The 17,807-nt window shown below is 70.1% G+C and carries 13 protein-coding genes and 2 pseudogenes; 8 read left to right on the top strand and 7 right to left on the bottom strand.

Features of this window, described 5'->3' with window-relative positions; all coding sequences use genetic code 11:
* Positions 1-129: 129 nt before the first annotated feature.
* Positions 130-347: pseudogene (locus IF09_RS47330) on the top strand (VOC family protein); the annotation flags it as partial.
* Between the two features lie 809 nt (positions 348-1,156).
* Here IF09_RS47330 and IF09_RS0126855 read toward each other — a convergent pair.
* Complete coding sequence (locus tag IF09_RS0126855; RefSeq protein WP_030299823.1) at positions 1,157-1,537, bottom strand: winged helix-turn-helix transcriptional regulator; 381 nt, start codon at positions 1,535-1,537, stop codon at positions 1,157-1,159.
* Between the two features lie 143 nt (positions 1,538-1,680).
* Between IF09_RS0126855 and IF09_RS0126850 the strand changes: the two genes are divergently transcribed.
* On the top strand, positions 1,681-2,088 hold the full coding sequence (locus IF09_RS0126850) for a RidA family protein (RefSeq protein WP_030299822.1): 408 nt from the start codon (positions 1,681-1,683) through the stop codon (positions 2,086-2,088).
* Positions 2,089-2,446: 358 nt separating this feature from the next.
* Positions 2,447-3,700 (top strand): serine/threonine-protein kinase, encoded by a 1,254-nt coding sequence (locus tag IF09_RS0126845; protein ID WP_078613481.1) that lies wholly within the window; start codon positions 2,447-2,449, stop codon positions 3,698-3,700.
* 712 nt (positions 3,701-4,412) lie between these two features.
* On the opposite strand, the gene IF09_RS0126840 is transcribed toward IF09_RS0126845, so the two are convergent.
* The gene (locus IF09_RS0126840) at positions 4,413-5,108 is read right to left on the bottom strand and encodes a scabin-related ADP-ribosyltransferase (RefSeq protein ID WP_030299820.1); all 696 of its coding nucleotides are present in this window, start codon (positions 5,106-5,108) and stop codon (positions 4,413-4,415) included.
* A 244-nt stretch (positions 5,109-5,352) separates the two neighbouring features.
* On the opposite strand from IF09_RS0126840, the gene IF09_RS48305 reads away from it, so the two are divergent.
* A complete protein-coding gene (locus IF09_RS48305) occupies positions 5,353-5,706 on the top strand; it encodes an excalibur calcium-binding domain-containing protein (RefSeq protein WP_324606867.1) in 354 nt (117 codons plus the stop codon).
* On the opposite strand, the gene IF09_RS0126835 is transcribed toward IF09_RS48305, so the two are convergent.
* The gene (locus IF09_RS0126835; RefSeq protein ID WP_037636115.1) at positions 5,618-6,595 is read right to left on the bottom strand and encodes an ArsR/SmtB family transcription factor; all 978 of its coding nucleotides are present in this window, start codon (positions 6,593-6,595) and stop codon (positions 5,618-5,620) included. The genes IF09_RS48305 and IF09_RS0126835 overlap by 89 nt on opposite strands.
* 176 nt (positions 6,596-6,771) lie before the next feature.
* Here IF09_RS0126835 and IF09_RS0126830 point away from each other — a divergent pair, with 176 nt between their 5' ends.
* Both IF09_RS0126830 and IF09_RS0126825 read left to right on the top strand, forming a co-directional pair.
* Positions 6,772-7,233, top strand: coding sequence for a hypothetical protein (locus IF09_RS0126830; RefSeq protein ID WP_030299818.1), 462 nt, complete (start codon positions 6,772-6,774; stop codon positions 7,231-7,233).
* Between the two features lie 165 nt (positions 7,234-7,398).
* Positions 7,399-8,532, top strand: a complete 1,134-nt coding sequence (locus IF09_RS0126825) for an alpha/beta fold hydrolase (protein ID WP_030299817.1) — start codon at positions 7,399-7,401, stop codon at positions 8,530-8,532.
* Positions 8,533-8,540: 8 nt separating this feature from the next.
* Here the strand turns inward: IF09_RS0126825 and IF09_RS48580 are convergent.
* A pseudogene (locus tag IF09_RS48580) lies at positions 8,541-8,713 on the bottom strand (IS982 family transposase); the annotation flags it as partial.
* A gap of 465 nt (positions 8,714-9,178) precedes the next feature.
* Positions 9,179-9,625 carry a hypothetical protein gene (locus IF09_RS0126820; RefSeq protein WP_030299816.1) on the bottom strand — a complete coding sequence of 149 codons (447 nt, stop codon included), beginning with the start codon at positions 9,623-9,625 and terminating at the stop codon, positions 9,179-9,181.
* 673 nt (positions 9,626-10,298) lie between these two features.
* On the opposite strand from IF09_RS0126820, the gene IF09_RS0126815 reads away from it, so the two are divergent.
* Positions 10,299-12,080: an FG-GAP repeat domain-containing protein gene (locus tag IF09_RS0126815; RefSeq protein WP_030299815.1), complete on the top strand. Its 1,782-nt coding sequence runs from the start codon at positions 10,299-10,301 to the stop codon at positions 12,078-12,080.
* Positions 12,081-12,575: 495 nt separating this feature from the next.
* Here the strand turns inward: IF09_RS0126815 and IF09_RS0126810 are convergent, their stop codons facing one another.
* Positions 12,576-13,319, bottom strand: a complete 744-nt coding sequence (locus IF09_RS0126810) for a nucleotidyltransferase domain-containing protein (RefSeq protein ID WP_051832961.1) — start codon at positions 13,317-13,319, stop codon at positions 12,576-12,578.
* 246 nt (positions 13,320-13,565) lie between these two features.
* Positions 13,566-14,546, bottom strand: coding sequence for an Acg family FMN-binding oxidoreductase (locus IF09_RS0126805; RefSeq protein ID WP_030299813.1), 981 nt, complete (start codon positions 14,544-14,546; stop codon positions 13,566-13,568).
* Between the two features lie 819 nt (positions 14,547-15,365).
* On the opposite strand from IF09_RS0126805, the gene IF09_RS0126800 reads away from it, so the two are divergent.
* On the top strand, positions 15,366-17,750 hold the full coding sequence (locus tag IF09_RS0126800) for a phosphoketolase (protein ID WP_030299812.1): 2,385 nt from the start codon (positions 15,366-15,368) through the stop codon (positions 17,748-17,750).
* Positions 17,751-17,807 lie beyond the last annotated feature (57 nt).

Below are 17,807 nucleotides of genomic sequence, written 5' to 3'. Positions count from 1 at the left end.
GTCTCGTTGAGCGGTGCGCGTTTCGGCATCTGCGCGAGCGCGGCGACCAGTCCGGCCAGGTCGTGCCCCATACCCGGCAGACCACCACGGCCGCCAGCGCGTCGGACATTTGCTTCCACCGGGACCTCAGGCGTGACCACGTACGTGGGACCCGGCGGCGACTTCGGTTGGCCGCCCCGGTCGCCCTCGGCGTCGACGTCGTTCCGGTCCCGGAGTCCAAGACGGAGGCGAAGAACCGTGTGCACCTCGATCTGGCCACCATCTCCGCGGCCCATCAGGCGGAGTTGGTCACGCGCCTGACGGCTTTCGATGCGACGCCCGCCGACAACGGTTGGGCCATCTTCGCGGCCGGGCGGCTGCCTGGTCGTGGTGAGGCTGGTGATCGGCTTCCTTCCGTGCGCACCCCGCCCGCGACCGATGGCTCCCCGCAGTCCCGGGGTTTCCGTCGGCGCGATCGTGGCAGATCTGGGTCCCTGAGCGTCGGGGCCGCCGATCCCGGCTCTCATCGTGGCCGCAGGAGCGCTGGGGCTGCGAAGCCCTGGGGCCTCGCCCCTCAACCGGCGACCTCAGTCCGTGGGCTCCTGAGGCGCGGGATCCTTGGCGGGGTGATCATTCTTGGTCTGTGGTTCGTTCTGCTCACCCTCCGAGTCCTTGACTGCCCGCAAGTCGGGCGCCGGAGGGTCCAGCGGGGGGAGGTCAGGAGTGAGGGCGTCTTCGTTCTCGGGAACCTTGGGGGGCAGCTCCGGTTCGGGTGTTCCGGGCACGTGGGGTTCTCGTTCATCAGTCATGTGACCCACCTGCCCCTCATTCAGGTCCGAACACCTCCCTGGCGGTGCCTGTCAGCCGGCCAGGTATGCGGCGGCCGACGTCCGCGGTGCAGGGCCCGCGCCGCTGCGGCAGATCCCGGGCCGGGCGCTGACGGCGCCGCATCCGGCCGCACCTACGAGGCTCTGGCCACGGCGGCACACCTGGAGGACTGCGGTGCCACCCGACCGACACTGCAAAACCTCACGGACGCCTGGATCCGCTGCGCCTCCCGCTGAGAGGCTTCAGTAACGCCCGCACCCGCTTGATCCCCACGTTGGCACCCATGCCGGCCCATCGAGCCGCCCCGAGTGCCGCCCGACGGCTTTCGCGTGAGAGCGCTTTGTTTCCCTCAGGCATCGAAACGGCGGCGTGAGGCCTCGATGTGACCGAAGTACCGGTGGGTCCAGTCGCACAGTCCGTCGATCGTCGCCCGCAGGGCCTGGCCCGGTTCGGTGAGGGTGTACTCGACCCGCGGCGGCACGACGGGGTACACGGTCCGCTCGAGCAGCCCGTAGCGCTCCAGCATCCGCAGGTTCTGGGTCAGCATCTTGTGGCTGATGCCCTCGACCTCGTCACGCAACGTGCTGAAGCGCAGGGTGCGCTCCCCGAGGGCCTCGATGATCAGGAGCGCCCATTTGTTGGCGACGTCCGAGAAGATCTCCCGCCCCAGCGAGTCCGCGCGCCTGAGGTCCGCCTCGTCCGGCGAGCCCGTGAACTGCTTGGTCACCATCAGGTTCCCCAGTCACTGAAAAGTGCGTTCTTCCATGTCAGAAGCCACTCTCCTACGGTTCCTGAGTAACCACAAGAGAGCGGGTGCCTCGTGGCTCGAGGGAATCGAGCTCACGTGCGCCCATGCCAATGGAGGCGGACAGCATGGCCATCACCCTGGTGAACCCCAAGGGACTGCCGGAGATCGACGCCTACCGGCAGGTGTCGGTCGCGACGGGGTCGAAGCTGGTCTTCATCGCCGGCCAGGTCGCCTGGGGCGCCGACGGAGTCACGGTCGGTGAAGGCGACCTCGCCGCTCAGGTCGAGCAGTGCTACGTCAACATCGGTACTGCCCTGGCCGAGGTCGGTGCCTCCTTCGACGACGTGGCGAAGCTGACCCTCTACGCCGTGGACTGGACCCCCGACAAGATGCCCCTGCTGATGGAGGGGATCGACCGGGCGGCCGCCAAGCTGGGCGCCGCACCGGTACCGCCGGCCTCGCTGCTGGGCGTCGCGGCCTTGGACGTACCCGAGCACCTGGTCGAAATCGAAGCCATCGCCGTCATCGACTGAACACACTGACATCCGGCATGACGGTGTTCGTCCCTTCGTTCCGGCTCGGGCCGCCGCCCAACGTCCCACAGCGGGTCGGTGTAAGCGCGGAACCGGCGCGGTGACACTGCGTCATCACCGGGGTGGCGGTGCCGCTGGGGTCCAACAGGGCCAGAGGTGCGAGGGGGGACACCTGGCTGTGGGCCCTGATACGTCAAGGCACGTTTGCCGTCGGCGGACGACGCGTGCCGGGCCCCGACGACTCGGTAGTTCGTGCGCGCTCGTGGGGACATTGCCCCTTGGCGGAGGTGTCCGTAGTGTCGTGTCCGGGCGGCTCGGACACCGGTCGGGCGGTCAATGAGGCGAAGGGCGGGGGTCGTTGGCAGCGCGGGTGGAGCCGGGCAGGGCCGTCGGGGGACGCTACCGGCTCGTCGGGCTCCTGGGATCCGGGGGGTTCGGGCGGGTGTGGAGCGCCCGTGACGAGGCGCTGGACGTGGAGGTGGCGGTCAAGGAGGTCTGGCTGCCGGAGCAGGTCGGCTCGGAGCGTGAGCAGGCGTCGCGGCTGGCCCGCGCCGCGCGGGAGGCGCGCAACGCGGCGAAGCTTCGGGACAAGCCCCATATCGTCGCGGTCCATGACGTGGTGGTCGAGGAGGGGATTCCGTGGATCGTGATGCGGCTGGTGGAGGGACGCTCCCTGGAGGCCCACCTGCGCGCCGAGGGGCCCCTGCCCGCCGCCCGTGTGGCGCAGGTGGCCACCGCATTGCTCAAGGCGCTTCAGGCCGCCCACGTTGCGGGGATCGTGCACCGCGACCTCAAGCCCGCCAACGTGATGATCGCCTCGGACGGTGATGTGCTGCTCGCCGACTTCGGCATCGCCGTGCACAAGGCCGACACCGCGCTCACGCTGACGGGCGGGGTCGTCGGTTCGGCCGAGTACATGGCCCCCGAGAGGCTCAACGGCATGGAGGACCAGGGCGCCGGAGACCTCTTCTCGCTCGGCGTCACCCTGTACGAGGCGCTGGAGGGCTGGTCACCCTTCCGGCGCGAGACGCCCACCGCCACGCTGGCGGCGGTGGCACTGCACCATCCGCCGCCACCGCAGCGCGCCGACACCCCCCTGACCTCGCTGATCACCGCACTGCTCGCCAAGGATCCCGCCGACCGGCCGACGATCGAGCGCGCCCTCGCGATGGTCGCAGCCGTCCATCCGACCGGCGGATACCAGCCGGCCTGGATTCCGTACACCCCGACCTGGTCGGGTCTGACCGCGCTCGGCTCCTGCGTTCCGGGCGGCCGGTACACCCGGATCGGCACGACGGTCCTCTACGTTGCCGAACTGGCCTGGGGCGTCGGCAGCACGCTGGGACCGGCGGAGATAACGGCGTCGCTGCCCGTCCCGGCGGCGGGTGTCGCCGGCACCGAAGGGGGCTGGCAGGGCACCGGCCGCTATCGCGACGGCACCCGCGGCACCTGGAAGGCGCTGAGCCCCGTCATCGCGAGCGGCGGAAGCGTGGCGGCGGTGTTCGCGAGTCGTCCGAAGGACGGCGGCTGGGTTCCCCCCGGCAGGATCCCGTACATCTGGGCAGCCGGCGCGCACATGCGCATCCAGGGCGAGTACGAAGCAACCCTCTGACCCCGAAGCCCCCGCGGGCATCGGCCCGCGACTTCGTCGTGCGCCACGCTGGGGGTGCCGAGCCCCGCGCCCGTGCTGCCGGCTGGGTGCGGGGGAAGAGAAGCGATCCCACGGATGGCGTTGGTCGGTGCCCCCCTTCGTCGGCCCCGCCGGTTCCGGCTTCCGGGTCGGCAGTCCCGCCTTGGCCTGCTCCTGGGGCTCCGGGCCTGGATGGGCGCACCCGAGCGTGCTCCGTATGGCCGGCTGATCTTCGAGGTGCACGCCGACGGCCTGGCCCACCCGGAGAAGTACCGGGACCGGGCCGAGGCGATCACGGGCTGGTTCCACACTCTCGGCGCCACGGTCCGCGAGATCGCCACCGGCCCTGACGGCACCGTTACCCCCACCCTGGGCATGGCCGTCGTCCGGGGCCTCCTGTTCGATCTCACGGCCACCGGCGACCGCCACCGCACCGACCGCGCCCTGGACCCCTTCTGCGAACTCCTCCAGCATGGAATGAAGACAAACGATCACGGGCCGGCCGCAGGTCACGGTGCAGCCCATGCCCGTTGGCAGGAGGCGTGCGAGGCCTTGATGGAACGGGTCGTGCGGGGTTCACGCGGGTCGAACCCCGCCGGCGGGCAAGGCGGTTGGTGCTCGGCCTGCTCTCGGACCAACCGCTCCGGCGGGGCCGCGGACTGCTGGACTCCCGCGGACCGGCCTCGGCGTGGGATCAGCGTGCGGCGGCGAGCGCGGCCACGTCCACCTTGTACGGGGCGAATCCAGCGTTGTTCTTACAGCCGAGCTCCTCCCAGGTGCTGACCTTGGTGTCCGGGTCGGTACCGGTCAGGTGGTACTTGCAGGCCCCCTTGATGTACTGGCCCTTCACGCCTCCGGGGAAGTCGATTTCCTTGTTCCAGAGGTACGGTGAGTTGTAGTTGTTCAGGCGCGCCGTGGCGTTCACGTCGATGCCACCGGGTGCGTAGATCTCGTAGACCCAGCCGGTCTTTTCCGTGCCGTAGGTGGCGAACTTCTGGGCCACCCACTTCTCGCAGCTGGTGCTCAGGTGCGCGCTGTTCTGCCCACCGCCCTTGACGATGTACTCGGCCAGCGGGGTCACCTGGTCACCCCGGGGCGTGAAGCCGGTGCGGAAGATCTCGTCGACGGTTTCCCGGGTGTCCCCGCGCCACAGGGTGTTCACGTCGCTGCGCCACTGCCAGCGCTCGTCGGCCGCGCCGGCCGCGATGTCCTGGTCGATCGCCTTGTTGGTCGTCGTGCGGTACCAGTCCCAGGGGCGGTACTCGACGGTCGGACCGCAGGGTGCGGTCAAGTCATCGGCTGGTGCGGCAGGAGCGGCGGTCGCCGGGGTGATGGCGGCGGCCGAGACGAGGGAGACCGCGGCGAGGACCCGCAAGGCTGTTTGCAACATGGTGAGGACCCATCAGTTGATCAACATGACGGCCCTGTTATAGGCGCATGCTCCGCACTCGGCGACCCTGACGCCGGCCCGTCCACTCGCCCGGGCGTAACAGTCGTACCGCATAAAGGATTCACCGGCGGCTGTGCCCCCACCGTCCCGCTGCATCCCGCGAGGCCGGACGACGCGAGCCTCACAGCAACCCGACGTCGTGGAGTCGTAAGCGAAGGAATCCGCCCCGGGGTACTTGATCGGGGTGCTGTCGGAGCACCAGGACGTGGGTAGGACCTCGCGTCTTCACCACCCGCTGCCACCGCCGACGGCCAGAAGAAGTGACTCACTCCGGGCGCGAAGGGCATCGGCTCCGCCGGCTTCCTGGCCGACGAGCCGGCGCCGCCCCTGTGCACCGCGGAGATCCCGGATACGGTCACACCTCGACCGCGACGGTGACGGCGTGGCCTGCGAGTGGGTCGGGGTCATACCGAGAGGAGGCGTGCGGCAAGCGCGTCACCCTGCCCGGGTCAGCCGTCGGCGGTGCCGCCCGTCAGCAGCAGCTCCGCCAAGGGCGTTCGCGCGTGGTGCACCGAACGGCCCGTGCGGGTCGTGGTGAGGAGACCAGCGGCGCGTAGGGCCGAGGCGTGGGCTGAGGCCGTGGCGTTGCTGACGCCGATACGCACCGCCAGTTCCGTGGTGGTACGGACCTCGTCAAGGCACCTCAGCAGGGCGAGCCGGGTGCGTCCGAGAACTCCCGCGAGGGGCTCGGCCGGTGGGTTGCCCCCGTCCGGGACGGGCGGCAGTCCCTGGCCTGCGGGGTAGGCAAGGGCCACCGGACGGTCTGGCAGGTCTTGGATGAGTGGGCCGCGCCGCCAGTGAAAGGTCGGTCGCAGGATCATCCCGCGCCCGTCGAGCCGTATCTCGCGCACAGCCGGGACGCCCGGCAGAGGCCATTCCCAGATCCCGTTGCGCAGCCTTGACCCCGCCGCTAGTTCGGTCAGGGTGGCACCGATGCCGTGTTCGGCGACGGCGAGGGCATGGCGGGTGAACTCTCCCCGGTGCAGGTCCTGCAGCTGGGGCCACACCGGGGCCAGGACCGATGTGTAGGCCGCCCGCTGCGCTCGGAGCATGGTCCGCCAGGCGTCGGTGTCCCCGCTGTGCAGGGCCCGGATCCACGGCGGAGCCGGCCGTCTCGCGTAGACCTGCTCGAGACCGGCCTGTACGAGTTCCGGGCGGGCGCTTCTGATCAGCGCGAAGCCCTCCTGCGGCGTGTCGCCGGCAACGTCGAGGAAGGCGGGGGGCACCCCTCCGGGTACCAGGTCCGCGAGCGGTACGGCCGCGTCCGGCAAGCTGCGCAGCAGCCTGCTCCGCCAACGCCCGAAGAGCAGTTGTTCGTGCGGGGCGCCCAGCATCATCAGAGCGGCGTGCAGCTCGGGCACGGGCGAGGGCCGCGGCGCGAACCGCACCCTGGCAAAGTCGTCCGCCGTGAAATGGATCCGAATCATGCACATTCCCCCACTCCGCGCCAGCTTTTCGGGCCTGGCCTCAACCTTCGCCGCGGTGCGGCGCCCGCCCCCAGGATGCCGTGCATGCCCAGCGCTTCGGGCACGCACCTCCTGCGGCTGCCCGACCCACCCCGGGAGCGTCGCCACACCCATATCCGTCTACGAGAGGAACCATCATGCGTTTGCATCGCACGGCCCACGCCTTGGCCGCCGCCACCGCCACCCTCGGACTCGCCGTCCTCACCACCAGTCCGGCTTCGGCCGCCGAGGGACCTTCGAAGTGGCAGCCGTGGGTCGCCTACCCCAACGTTACGTGCTCGTCGACGACCGCCCACCCGCTGACCACAAGGGTGAGCTTCCAGACATGCATCATCCGCGGCACCGGCGGTGCCCTGCAGCCCGTACTGGTCGTCAAGAACGACGCCCCGCACGCAATCCAGATCCGTGGATACGTGTACTCCGACTTCAGCGGAACGACGGCTGACTGCCCCACCACGTACCTGAGTTCTGGCCAGCGCACCACATGCCTCGGCTACACAGGCACGGGTACCAGCGGGACGGACTCCGCCTGGAGCGACCTTGGCATCATGAATGGAGGAGCCTGGAACTGGGGGCAAACGCTGGAGGCTAGCGCCTGAGCACCGCCACTTGACAGGTGAACAGCCCTCGTCCTGGCCTGATCCGGGACGAGGGCCGGACCTGATGCGACCCTCCCGGCCGGATGGCAGTTGGGAGGACGCCATCGCGCGGATCACCGCGCTGGCCGGCATAGCAAACTTCCCGCCGCTCTCAGGATGTCGTCAATGAACTCCTCCTTCACACCCGGTCGCCGGTGCCTTGTTCAGGGCGCCCTCGCCGGTGCGGCCGCCCTGTTCCTTGCGACCGCCGCTCCTGGCGCCGCCTCGGCCTCAGGCCGTTCCGGCGCGCCCCGCCTCCGGCTGCCGGCGCCCACCGGCCCGTACTCCGTCGGCGCCCGGGTCCTTCACCTCGTGGACCGCTCCCGCAACGACCCGTGGGAGCCCGGAATCGGCGTACGGGAGCTCATGGTCACCGTCCTGCGGCCAGCCGTCCCCGGCCGTGGCTTCGCGCGCGCTCCGCAGCTCACGCCCGGCGCCGCCGGCGAGTTCGCCGACCTCGCCCACCTGATACGTCCGCACCTGCCGGCGGCCGGAGTGGACTGGGCGGCGACCCTCACCCATGCCCGAGCCGGCGCCCCGCCGCTTCCCGGCCGGCGCCCCGTGCTGCTCTACAGCCCCGGCGGCGGCGACGCCCGCACGATGGGCAGCTCCCTGGCGATCGACCTCGCCTCACAGGGCTGGACCGTCGTCACCGTTGACCACCCCGGCGACGCGAGCGAGGTGGAGTTCCCCGACGGGCGACCGGAACGCCCCCGGATCCGGACGACCGTGCTACGCCCGGACATCGACGCAGCAACCTTCCGCACCATGATCGACACCCGGGTCGCCGACCTCCGCTTCGTCCTCGACACCCTCGGGCTGGACCGGGCCGGGGTCTACGGGCACTCCGCGGGCGGCACCGCGGCCGCGCAGGCGCTCCACGAGGACCGGCGGATCGCTGCCGCCGTCAACCTGGAGGGATACCTCGACCAGATGGACGGCGAACTGTTGCCGGTGGCGCGGCAGGGGACGGACCGGCCGCTGCTCCTGGCCGGCACCGACGGCTTCCCCGACGGCAGGCTGGACCGGTCCTGGGCAGCCCTCCTCGCTCACGCGGGCCCCGTCACCCGGCGGCAGCTCGACGACACCGCGCACTGGGTCTTCACCGACTACGCGGCCCTCGTTCCACAGCTCCACACGGCCGGCCTGATGACCGATGCCGGACGCGCCGCCATGGTCGGTCGGGCCGGCCCGCGCGTCACCGTGCCCGCCGTTCGCTACCTCGTACGGTCGTTCTTCGCCCGTCACCTGCCAGTGTGAGCACGTCCCTTGTCGTAGCCGGACTGGCCGGGCACGTAGAGGAACGCTGCTGCCAGCCGGCAGCGGGCGAACCGCATCCACCCAGCTTCGGAGGCGAACCCGAGGACGGCCTGCATCACGGCCACCGTCAGCAGTTCTTCACGTAAAGCGCTGTCGCGAGGGTTTCGAGATCTGTCGTCACAAACGGATCAACGAGACCCTCGCTTTCATGCACTCGAAGACCTCGGACTCACTCGTAGAGGCCGACGGTCGCTCAGCCCTCGTCGCGGACGACGCCGATACCACGGAGACACGGGGCACCTCTTCACTGATGAACGGGGCACGGAGGTCACCCGGCTCTCGAAGGACGATGCGTCACTGAACGCGAACCCGGCCTTCGAGCTGGCAAGCTGGCGGGCAGCAACCCTTTGTCAAAGCTCCTGCGGTCCTCCGCTCGAGAGACCGCCTCCGACGTCCCCAGCGCGGGCCGCCAGCACCCGGTGGCGGCCCGCGCTGTCGTGAAACGGTCAGGGCCGTGCCCGCGATGCGCCGACGGACATGGATGCGAATCCAGCGCTCCTTGTCTTCTTCGCCGTACTTGCCGGCGTGACGGTAAGCCGCCGTGCTTCAAGCCGGGCTTGCAGCCCTCCGGCCACTGCGCTGAACGTCAGCAACCGTTCCCGGCATTGAACTTGGGGGTGCGCATCGTGTGCGAGACACCGTTGATCCTCAGCGTCACCGTGCCGTGCAAGTAGTTGCAGTTGACTTCGGTGGCCCGGGCATAACACCCGGTGCTCTTCTTCGCGCTGAGATAGCTATTGGGGCAGGTGTCGCTCGAACCGTCCATGGTGGTGATCTCGCCGCCGATCGGGACAGCCTTGCCTCCACCGTTGCCGACAATCATCACGACCTTGGTCCTCGAGTTGGGTACCAGGACGTAGCAGGCGTACATCACCACCGTAGGGGTCCCACGGTGGTACTGCTTCGCGCTGCACGCCCGGCTGCCCGAGAGATTGGGGCTGCCCCAGGTCGCGGCCGAGGCGGGACCCGCCGCAACGAAGGCGAGCGTCAGAGCGGACATCAGGACGACAAGGCTTCTCAGGACCTTGGACATAGAACTCCCCGTATCTTCACCCCATTTGGGGCAATAGTCGAAAAGAAGGGAAGGTAGCCGCCATCCGACAAGATCGTCAAGGCGGCAGGCGGCAGGCGGCAGGCGGCAGGCGGCAGGCGTCGGAAGGCAGGCCAGGAAGCAGACCGGTCATGAGCAACCTGCGGACATCACCGTCGTGCGCGGGAGGGACCAGAGTCCCGCCTTCACCGGCTGGGTCAAGAAGATCTTGGCGGAGCAGAAGCCCGACGAGGAGCACCCGGATCTGACCGTCACGCAGTACGACCCGCAAGGGCAGCCAGCGCACCGCGTCACGCTCAACGGCGCCACGGCCACTGGCCGGGACGGCGCCCGCCCCCGCCGCAACGCGCTGGCTGGCCGACGCGGTGGAGGTCCGGCCGGTCTCCGAGGGCGGCAAGACCGTCCACGTGCACCTGACCGCCGGCCCCTGAGCAGGAGACGCGCCGGCACGTCGTCCTCACACGCCCGGTGCAGAAAGCCCAACTGATCTGCCGGGAACGGGAACCGGAGTGATCGTGCCGGCGTGAACGTCGGTGACGGGGCTCAGCGTGCACGGACGGAAGCGGGGGGCCGTTCACGCACGGACGCGTGATACCGGACACACATGTGACGTGTGCCGGGGCAGAGCCCCACGGCTCGATCCTCAGGGGGGATCTTGACTACATCGCATCGCACGTCACCGCAGCGCAGACGGCTGCGCGCCCTGGCCGCCGGGAGCGTTCTCGTCCTGGCCGCCGGCGCTCTGGCCGCCGCGCCGAGCATCGCCGCGCCGAGCCTGGGCACGCCGAGTATCGCCGCACCGAGCTTGGCCGTGCCGAGCCCGGCCGTGCCGGCGCCGGGTCCGTCGGCCGTGACCGGAACGGCCGGCGGCCAAGGACTCCCGACCGTCGTCATGCCGGCCAGGGTCCCGGCCCAAGTGGCCGCCGCCGCCAAGCCGCGGCACGACGTCGACGGCGACGGCGTCAGCGACATGATCGTCATGGAGTACGACCAGGTCACGGCGGTCTACCTGTCATCGATCAAGGCCTGGAGCGACTACACGATCATCAAGACCGATCCGGATCCCGAGGCCTCGTTCAAGGACCTACTGCCGGTCGGCGACGTCGGCGGCACCACCCGGCCCGAACTCCTCTCACTCACGTTCGACGGCGTGCTCACGCTCTACGAGGCGGGTGTGAAGAGCACCTCGGCGCCCCTGTGGTCGGGCCGCGGCTGGCAGATCTACAACCGCCTCATCGCCACCGGCGATCTGACCGGCGACCGCCGCCCCGATCTGCTGGCCCGGGACCCCGCCGGTGACCTGTGGCTGTACACCGGAACCGGGACGGTCAGCAAGCCCTTCAACTCCCGGGTCAAGGTCGGCTCCGGCTGGGGGATCTACGACCAGGTCGTGGGCGCCAATGACGTCGACGGTGACGGCATCGGCGACGTCCTCACCCGTACCCTGGCCGGCGAGCTGTGGTTCCACAAGGGAGCCGGCAGCGCCACGGCCCCGCTCAAGCCCGCCGTCAAGGTCGGCACCGGCTGGAACACGTACAACGTGATCACCGGCTCGGACGACGGCGACGGCGACGGCCGCAGCGACCTGCTCGCCCGCAACCACGACGGCGTGGAGTACTGGTTCAAGTCGATCGGCGGCGGCAAGTTCGCCGCACCCGCCTACTTCGGCAGCGGCTACGAACTCAACAAGTTCATCGTCGGCGCGGGCACCACATCGCTCTTCGGCAAGGGCCAGAACGTGATGACCCAGACTGACAACGTCCTGGTCAAGTACCACGCCCTGGCCAACAGCACCTACTACTCGCCGCCGTACGAGGCCGGCAGGGAGACGCCCGGCTCCCGCAACACGTACGCCACGGGCCTCAACAGCCACAACCACGCCAGCTACGTGCAGAACATCGGCACCGACCTCTACGTCCGCGGCGTGAAGGTCAGCACGTCGTGGAACTACACCATGATGGCCGGCCCCGGCGACCTCACCGGCGACGGGAAGGGCGACCTCGTCAGCCGTGACTCCGCCGGCGTCCTGTGGCTGCACCCCGGTGACGGCCTGCCGTACACGAAGTTCGGCACGCGCATCAAGGTCGGCGCCGGCTGGAACGCCTACAACACCCTCGTCGGCGCGGGCGACTACTCCGGGGACGGGCGACCCGACCTGCTCGCCCGGGACACCGCCGGCGGTCTCTTCCTCTACAAGGGCACCGGCACGGCCAGCGCGCCCTTCGCCGCCCGGGAGCAGGTCGGCAGCGGCTTCAGCCAGTACGACACGCTGTTCGTCCCGGGCGACATCAACGGTGACAGCAAGGGCGACCTGATGGCCCGGCTCCCGGGAGGCGACGTGTACACGTACACCTCGACGGGCAAGAGCGGCACCGCTACCTTCGCCCCCCGGGTGAAGTTCGGCACCGGGTGGAACATCTACAAGAACATGCTCTGACCCCAGCGGCCCCGAGCCGCCGAGAGCGACGGCGCGGGCCCGCCCGCCGGCCCCGGCCGGCGACCGGGCCCGCGCCCGACTCGGGCCCGCGCGTGAGCCGGCCGGGGGCCACCCCGGGACGGCGGGGAGGCGGTCGTTGCGCCAGACGCGCAGTTCGAACGAATCACGCTAGCTGGAAGTAGCCGGCCCACCCTGGAGCCTGACTTGGCAGGGCCCTCTGGCCGTACCCGCAGGCGATGCATGCCTGGCCGGGGGAGGTTGTCGGGTGCCAGGCCCGAAACAAGCGGTGAGGGAGGCCGCCCCCGAGTGGTCAGCCCCCGCCCTTCGAGCCGATGCTCGCCCAGGCCGCCCAGGCCGCCCAGGCCGCCCAGGCCGCCCAGGCCGCCCAGGCCGCCGAGTCCGTCCCCGGTCCTGGCGTCTTGGCGGGCGGTCTGGCCTTGGAGCAGAAGTTATGGACGGGGTTGCCAGTTGTCCGCTGCGGTGTTGGCGGTCTCGTTAGCGCGTCGCGGCAACCGAGTCGATGGTGCCGTGCCAGTTTCTGCGGTAGCCCTCGCGGAGGGGGCCGCCGACGAGGTCGAGCACCGTCGAGGCTGCGCTGATCAGTGCTGTGGGCTCGCCTGAGCCGCACAAGCGGTGGTGTCCTTCGAGAAGGGCGGCTCCGCGGTGTGGGTCGGCTTCCAACAGGCGGCGGGGGAACCACTTCCCGCCGCCGATCCACGCGTGATGGTGGTCGCAGAGCAGATCGGCGGCGGCATTGACCACGTACCCGGCCACGGCCAGACGCTCGACGGGGTCGCTCGCGTCAGCGAGGTCGTCCAGCGCATCCGTCAGACCGTAACGTTTCGTATCGATTGTCTCTGGTTCCAATGCAGGCGGACCTTCACGAAGGTCCGCTTCGGCCAGCGCGCGAGCGCGCCCGGCCTCGCCCTTGGAGTCGACCAGAACGAGACCGGAGGCATACATGTTCTGAAGCACCGCCCGCCGTGCGGCGACGTCTGCGGCGAAGAGCTCCAGGAGACCGGTACGGGTGTGGACGAAGAGTTCTACGACACGTTCCTCGAACCGGATCGTCTCGCGGCAGGTCGCGCCGCCATCCTCGATGAGCACCGCGATGTCCAGGTCGCTGCTGGCAGTGGCTCTTCCGGTAGCCGTGGAGCCGGCGAGGACGACGGAGAGCGCTTCCGGGAAACGGCTGCGGACGAGACGTCGCGCCTGGTCGATGGGGTCTACATGCTGCATGAGGGGCAGAGTGCCAGGGTTCTCGAAGAGAGACGAGTCGATTCCGCATGGCATGGTCCGAGCGATGCGATGCCGAAGCGGCGGACGGTCCAGCAGCGCATAACAGAAGTTCGACGGCCACCGCCCCTCCTCTTCACCCCGGCCGGCCCGGATGGCAGGGTGCTCCTCCAGGCCCGGCGGCGCTTACTAATCCAGGACCGCTTCCTTGACCTGGTCGCCGCCGCGGAGCAGTTGCCCGACGGCGACCTATACGACGTCGAGTACGTCGGAGACCGGTCTGCGCGGGGTCGGTGGCACGTCGGGGCCGTAGCCCAGGCGGAGCAGCATCTGGGGGTATCCGGTCGGGGAGAGCGGATCGCGCATTGCCCAGCGCAGTTCCGGCCACTCGAGGGCTTGGGAGTTGAGGGAGGTGGAGAGGCCGTCCAGCGTCGCCTGCAGCAGCACGCGTTCCATGGCCTGTCCGGCTCGCAGCCAGTCCTGCGGGCCGTCTTCCCGGGTACCGAGGACCGCCAGGCAGGGTGAGTGCTCGAAGACGGCGGAACGGCGGCCTTCGACGGGGCGGTCACCGGCGAAGTCACGCACGGGCGCCGCGCCGCCGTAGCGGCGAGGGCCGAACGCGGAGGACGGCACTCCCTCGTGCGTCTCCTCCTCGGTCCCGGTTCCGGTCCACCGGGCGATCTCGTCCCGTGCCTCGGGCGACAGCGCCTCCGCGTATTCGGCGTTCCGCAGCAGGTCGAGCATCGCCTGTACCTGCCAGGCGCCGGGAAAGGTCAGACGCGCGCCTTCCGCTCGAGCGGCACCGCTCAACCCGTCGAGTACGGCCTGGGGTACCGCTTCGTCCGAGAACGGCTCCCTGCTGGTTCGACGCCTGCGGATCGCCGGGTACAGAGCGGTCGCTTCGTCCTCGGTGCCGGCAGGGGCGAAGGTGACGGCGGCCAGTTGCTTCCGGTCGGCTGGGTCGGGCAGAGGCCGGACTCGCGCCTCCCAACCCGCGTGGGCTGCGGCCACGCGCAGGTTGAACAGCGCGGCGCCGCAGCCGACGTGCAGGCCACGAGTCGAGGGGTCGGTCTGCGGCATGGCCCGCTCCGGGTCCATCGTCAGCAGCAACTCGCCGCTGTCGCGCGTGTAGCGGAACAGCCAGGGCTGGGCGTTGTGCATGGACGGGGCCGCGGTGGCAGCGGCCACCCAGGACTCCACCGAGTCCGTGTCCGGTCTACGGGTGGGCATGATGGTCACCTTCCGAGGGGCATGGGCTGCGGCGTCGAGGCTGGGGCACCGCGACGTGAATCGGTCGCCGACATCCCCCGTCGACGCGGAGTCGGCGTCGCCGGTCGCCGCGGGGGCGTCCCCTCCGGTGCGGCGGTCCGAGGCGGCCGGGTGCGTGTGCCCGTTCCGGCCGCCACCACGCCGTGCAGGGGAGCCTCGGGCCGGGCGGTCAAGAACCGGGCACGGAGCAGGAGCCCCTGCCGCTCGCCCGTGACGGACCGCCCCGGGCATGCGCGCCGTGTGATCCTGCCTTCCTGGGCTCCGCCTCGCGGGGTAGCCCAGTGCACCGCGGCGATTGGTCTCCGGGAGCCAGCGACCCTGGCGGTGACCTTGCCTTTCATGACCGTCCTCCCTGGGGCGAGGGGTGCGCTTCGTGGCCACACCTCCAGCCTCCACCCGCCGGGAGGAACCGGCAGGGGCCGAAGGGCTGCGTCCGGGGGGGCTGAACGTCCCTCGGCCGGTGTGAGGGCAGGGGCAGGACGGCCCGCCGGCCCTCGACCGGTCCCACCCTTGCTGAACCGCTGGGCCGGATGGCGTCGGGTGTGAGCACGGCGCAGGCGGTGACCCTGTGTATCCGCTGGTTCGGTTCCGTGATCACGGCGCGGAGCCCGGGCGCGGAAGCCGGGATCTGTGGATGGCCCATCCGGCCCTTCTTGGGGGCCTTCTGCCTGTGTCACCGTGCCGTGTCGGGGTGAATCCGTTACAGACGCAGGGATCACACGCCCCCGATGCCGGCGGTCCGGTCCACAGGCCGCGGGGGACCGCGACGAGGGAGGAAGCATGCGCAGTGACCAGCGTCCGGAGGGCGTACCGCTGACCGACGACGAGCTCAGCTCGCTCGACGCCCACTGGAGGGCGGCGAACTATCTGTCGGCCGGGCAGATCTACCTCATGGGCAACCCGCTGCTGAGGAAGCCGCTGGAGGCGGAGGACATCAAGCCGCGGCTGCTGGGGCACTGGGGCACGTCTCCCGGCCTGAATCTCGTGTACACCCATCTCAACCGGGTGATCCGAGGTCGTGGTCTCGATGCCCTGTGCATCTGGGGGCCTGGGCACGGCGGTCCCGCCGTGCTCGCCAACTCCTGGCTGGAGGGGAGCTACGGCGAGACCTACCCGGACGTGAGCCGGGACGAGGAAGGCATGGGCCGCCTGTTTCGGCAGTTCTCCTTTCCCGGTGGGGTGCCGAGCCACGTGGCGCCCGAAACTCCCGGTTCGATCCACGAGGGTGGTGAACTGGGGTACTCGCTGTCGCACGCGTACGGCGCCGCGCTGGACAACCCTGACCTCCTGGTGGCGTGCGTCATCGGTGACGGCGAGGCGGAGACGGGGCCGCTCGCTGCTTCCTGGCACTCCAACAAGTTCCTCGACCCCGTCCACGACGGCGCGGTGCTGCCCATCCTCCACCTCAACGGCTACAAGATCGCGAATCCGACCGTGCTCTCGCGACTCCCGGAAGCGGAACTCGACGAGCTGCTGCGTGGCTACGGTCACGAGCCCTTCCACGTCACCGGCGACGACCCCCGCAGGGTCCACCGGGCCATGGCGGCAGCGATGGACACGGCCCTCGACCGCATCCGGCACATCCAACAGGAGGCCCGCACCGGCGGACAGGACGGCCGGCCGCGATGGCCGGTGATCGTCCTGCGTACGCCGAAGGGCTGGACCGGCCCCCGAGAGGTGGACGGCCTGCCCGTCGAAGGCACCTGGCGCTCCCACCAGGTTCCGCTGCCAGGGGTGCGTGACAACGCGGAACACCGCGCACAACTGGAATCCTGGCTGCGCTCGTACCGCCCCGAGGAGCTCTTCGACGAGGAGGGCAGGCCGCGGGCGCAGGTGCTCGCCTGTATACCGGAGAGCGGGCGCAGGCTGGGCGCCAGCCGACACGCCAACGGCGGCCTGCTGGTACGGGACCTGCCCATGCCGCCCCTGGAACGCTTCGCCGTCTCCGTGGACCGGCCGGGCAGTACGCAGCACGAGCCGACCCGCATCCTCGGCGATCTGCTGGAGGGCGTCATGGCCGCCACCGCCGACCGCCGTGACTTCCGGATCGTCGGCCCCGACGAAACCGCCTCCAACCGCCTGCAGGCGGTGTACGAGGCCAGCGGCAAGGCATGGCAGGAGCCGGTCCTGGACACCGACGAACACCTCGACCGGCACGGCCGCGTCATGGAGATCCTCTCCGAACACACCTGCCAGGGCTGGCTGGAGGGATACCTGCTGACCGGCCGCCACGGCCTGTTCTCCTGCTACGAGGCGTTCGTCCACATCGTCGACTCCATGGTCAACCAGCACATCAAGTGGCTGAGGACCTCCCGCGCCCTGCCGTGGCGCGCCCCCGTTCCCTCGCTGAACTACCTGCTGACGTCCCACGTGTGGCGCCAGGACCACAACGGCTTCTCCCATCAGGACCCGGGCTTCGTCGACCACGTCCTCAACAAAAGCCCCGAAGTCGTCCGCGTCTACCTGCCGCCGGACACCAACACCCTGCTGTCCGTGGCCGACCACGTGCTGCGCAGCCGTGACTACGTCAACGTGGTCGTCGCAGGCAAACAGCCCTGCTTCGACTGGCTCTCCCTGGACGAAGCCCGCGCCCACTGCGCCCGGGGCGCCGGAATGTGGGCATGGGCCGGCACCGACGACGGCAGCCGCGAACCCGACGTTGTCCTCGCCTGCGCCGGGGACGTACCCACCCAAGAGGTCCTGGCCGCCGCCGGCCTGCTGCGCCGACACCTGCCCCACCTCGTCGTCCGGGTGGTGAACGTGGTCGACATGACCCGCCTCATGCCCCACGAGGAGCACCCGCACGGCATGACCGACGGGGAGTACGACGCTCTCTTCACCCATGACAAGCCGGTGATCTTCGCCTACCACGGCTACCCCTGGCTTGTGCACCGGCTCGCCTACCGCCGCACCGGACACCGCCACCTGCACGTACGCGGCTACAAGGAGATGGGTACCACCACGACCCCCTTCGACATGGTCGTACGCAACGACCTCGACCGCTACCGCCTCGTCATGGACGTCATCGACCGGGTGCCCGGACTCGCCGTACGCGCAGTGGGCGTACGGCAGGCCATGGCCGACGCCCGCACCCGCCACCACGCCTTCATCCGCGAACACGGCACCGACATGCCCGAAGTCGCCGACTGGACCTGGACCGGCTGAGCGATACCGAGGAACCCCAACTTTCCCGGCTCCCAGGGCTTTTCGGCCTCGCGGTGA

Source organism: Streptomyces katrae (genome assembly GCF_000717655.1).
GTDB classification, from domain to species: Bacteria; Actinomycetota; Actinomycetes; order Streptomycetales; family Streptomycetaceae; genus Streptomyces; species Streptomyces katrae_B.
Note: the sequence above shows the minus strand (reverse complement) of the source record. Positions and strands in the feature narration are given on the sequence as shown.

Coding starts and splice junctions, on each gene's coding strand:
- IF09_RS0126805 (WP_030299813.1), bottom strand. CDS start 14,546: ATGCCCACCCGTAGACCGGACACGGACTCGGTGGAGTCCTGGGTGGCC.
- IF09_RS0126850 (WP_030299822.1), top strand. CDS start 1,681: ATGGCCATCACCCTGGTGAACCCCAAGGGACTGCCGGAGATCGACGCC.
- IF09_RS0126800 (WP_030299812.1), top strand. CDS start 15,366: ATGCGCAGTGACCAGCGTCCGGAGGGCGTACCGCTGACCGACGACGAG.
- IF09_RS0126810 (WP_051832961.1), bottom strand. CDS start 13,319: ATGCAGCATGTAGACCCCATCGACCAGGCGCGACGTCTCGTCCGCAGC.
- IF09_RS0126855 (WP_030299823.1), bottom strand. CDS start 1,537: ATGGTGACCAAGCAGTTCACGGGCTCGCCGGACGAGGCGGACCTCAGG.
- IF09_RS0126840 (WP_030299820.1), bottom strand. CDS start 5,108: ATGTTGCAAACAGCCTTGCGGGTCCTCGCCGCGGTCTCCCTCGTCTCG.
- IF09_RS0126835 (WP_037636115.1), bottom strand. CDS start 6,595: ATGATTCGGATCCATTTCACGGCGGACGACTTTGCCAGGGTGCGGTTC.
- IF09_RS0126820 (WP_030299816.1), bottom strand. CDS start 9,625: ATGTCCAAGGTCCTGAGAAGCCTTGTCGTCCTGATGTCCGCTCTGACG.
- IF09_RS0126825 (WP_030299817.1), top strand. CDS start 7,399: ATGAACTCCTCCTTCACACCCGGTCGCCGGTGCCTTGTTCAGGGCGCC.
- IF09_RS0126830 (WP_030299818.1), top strand. CDS start 6,772: ATGCGTTTGCATCGCACGGCCCACGCCTTGGCCGCCGCCACCGCCACC.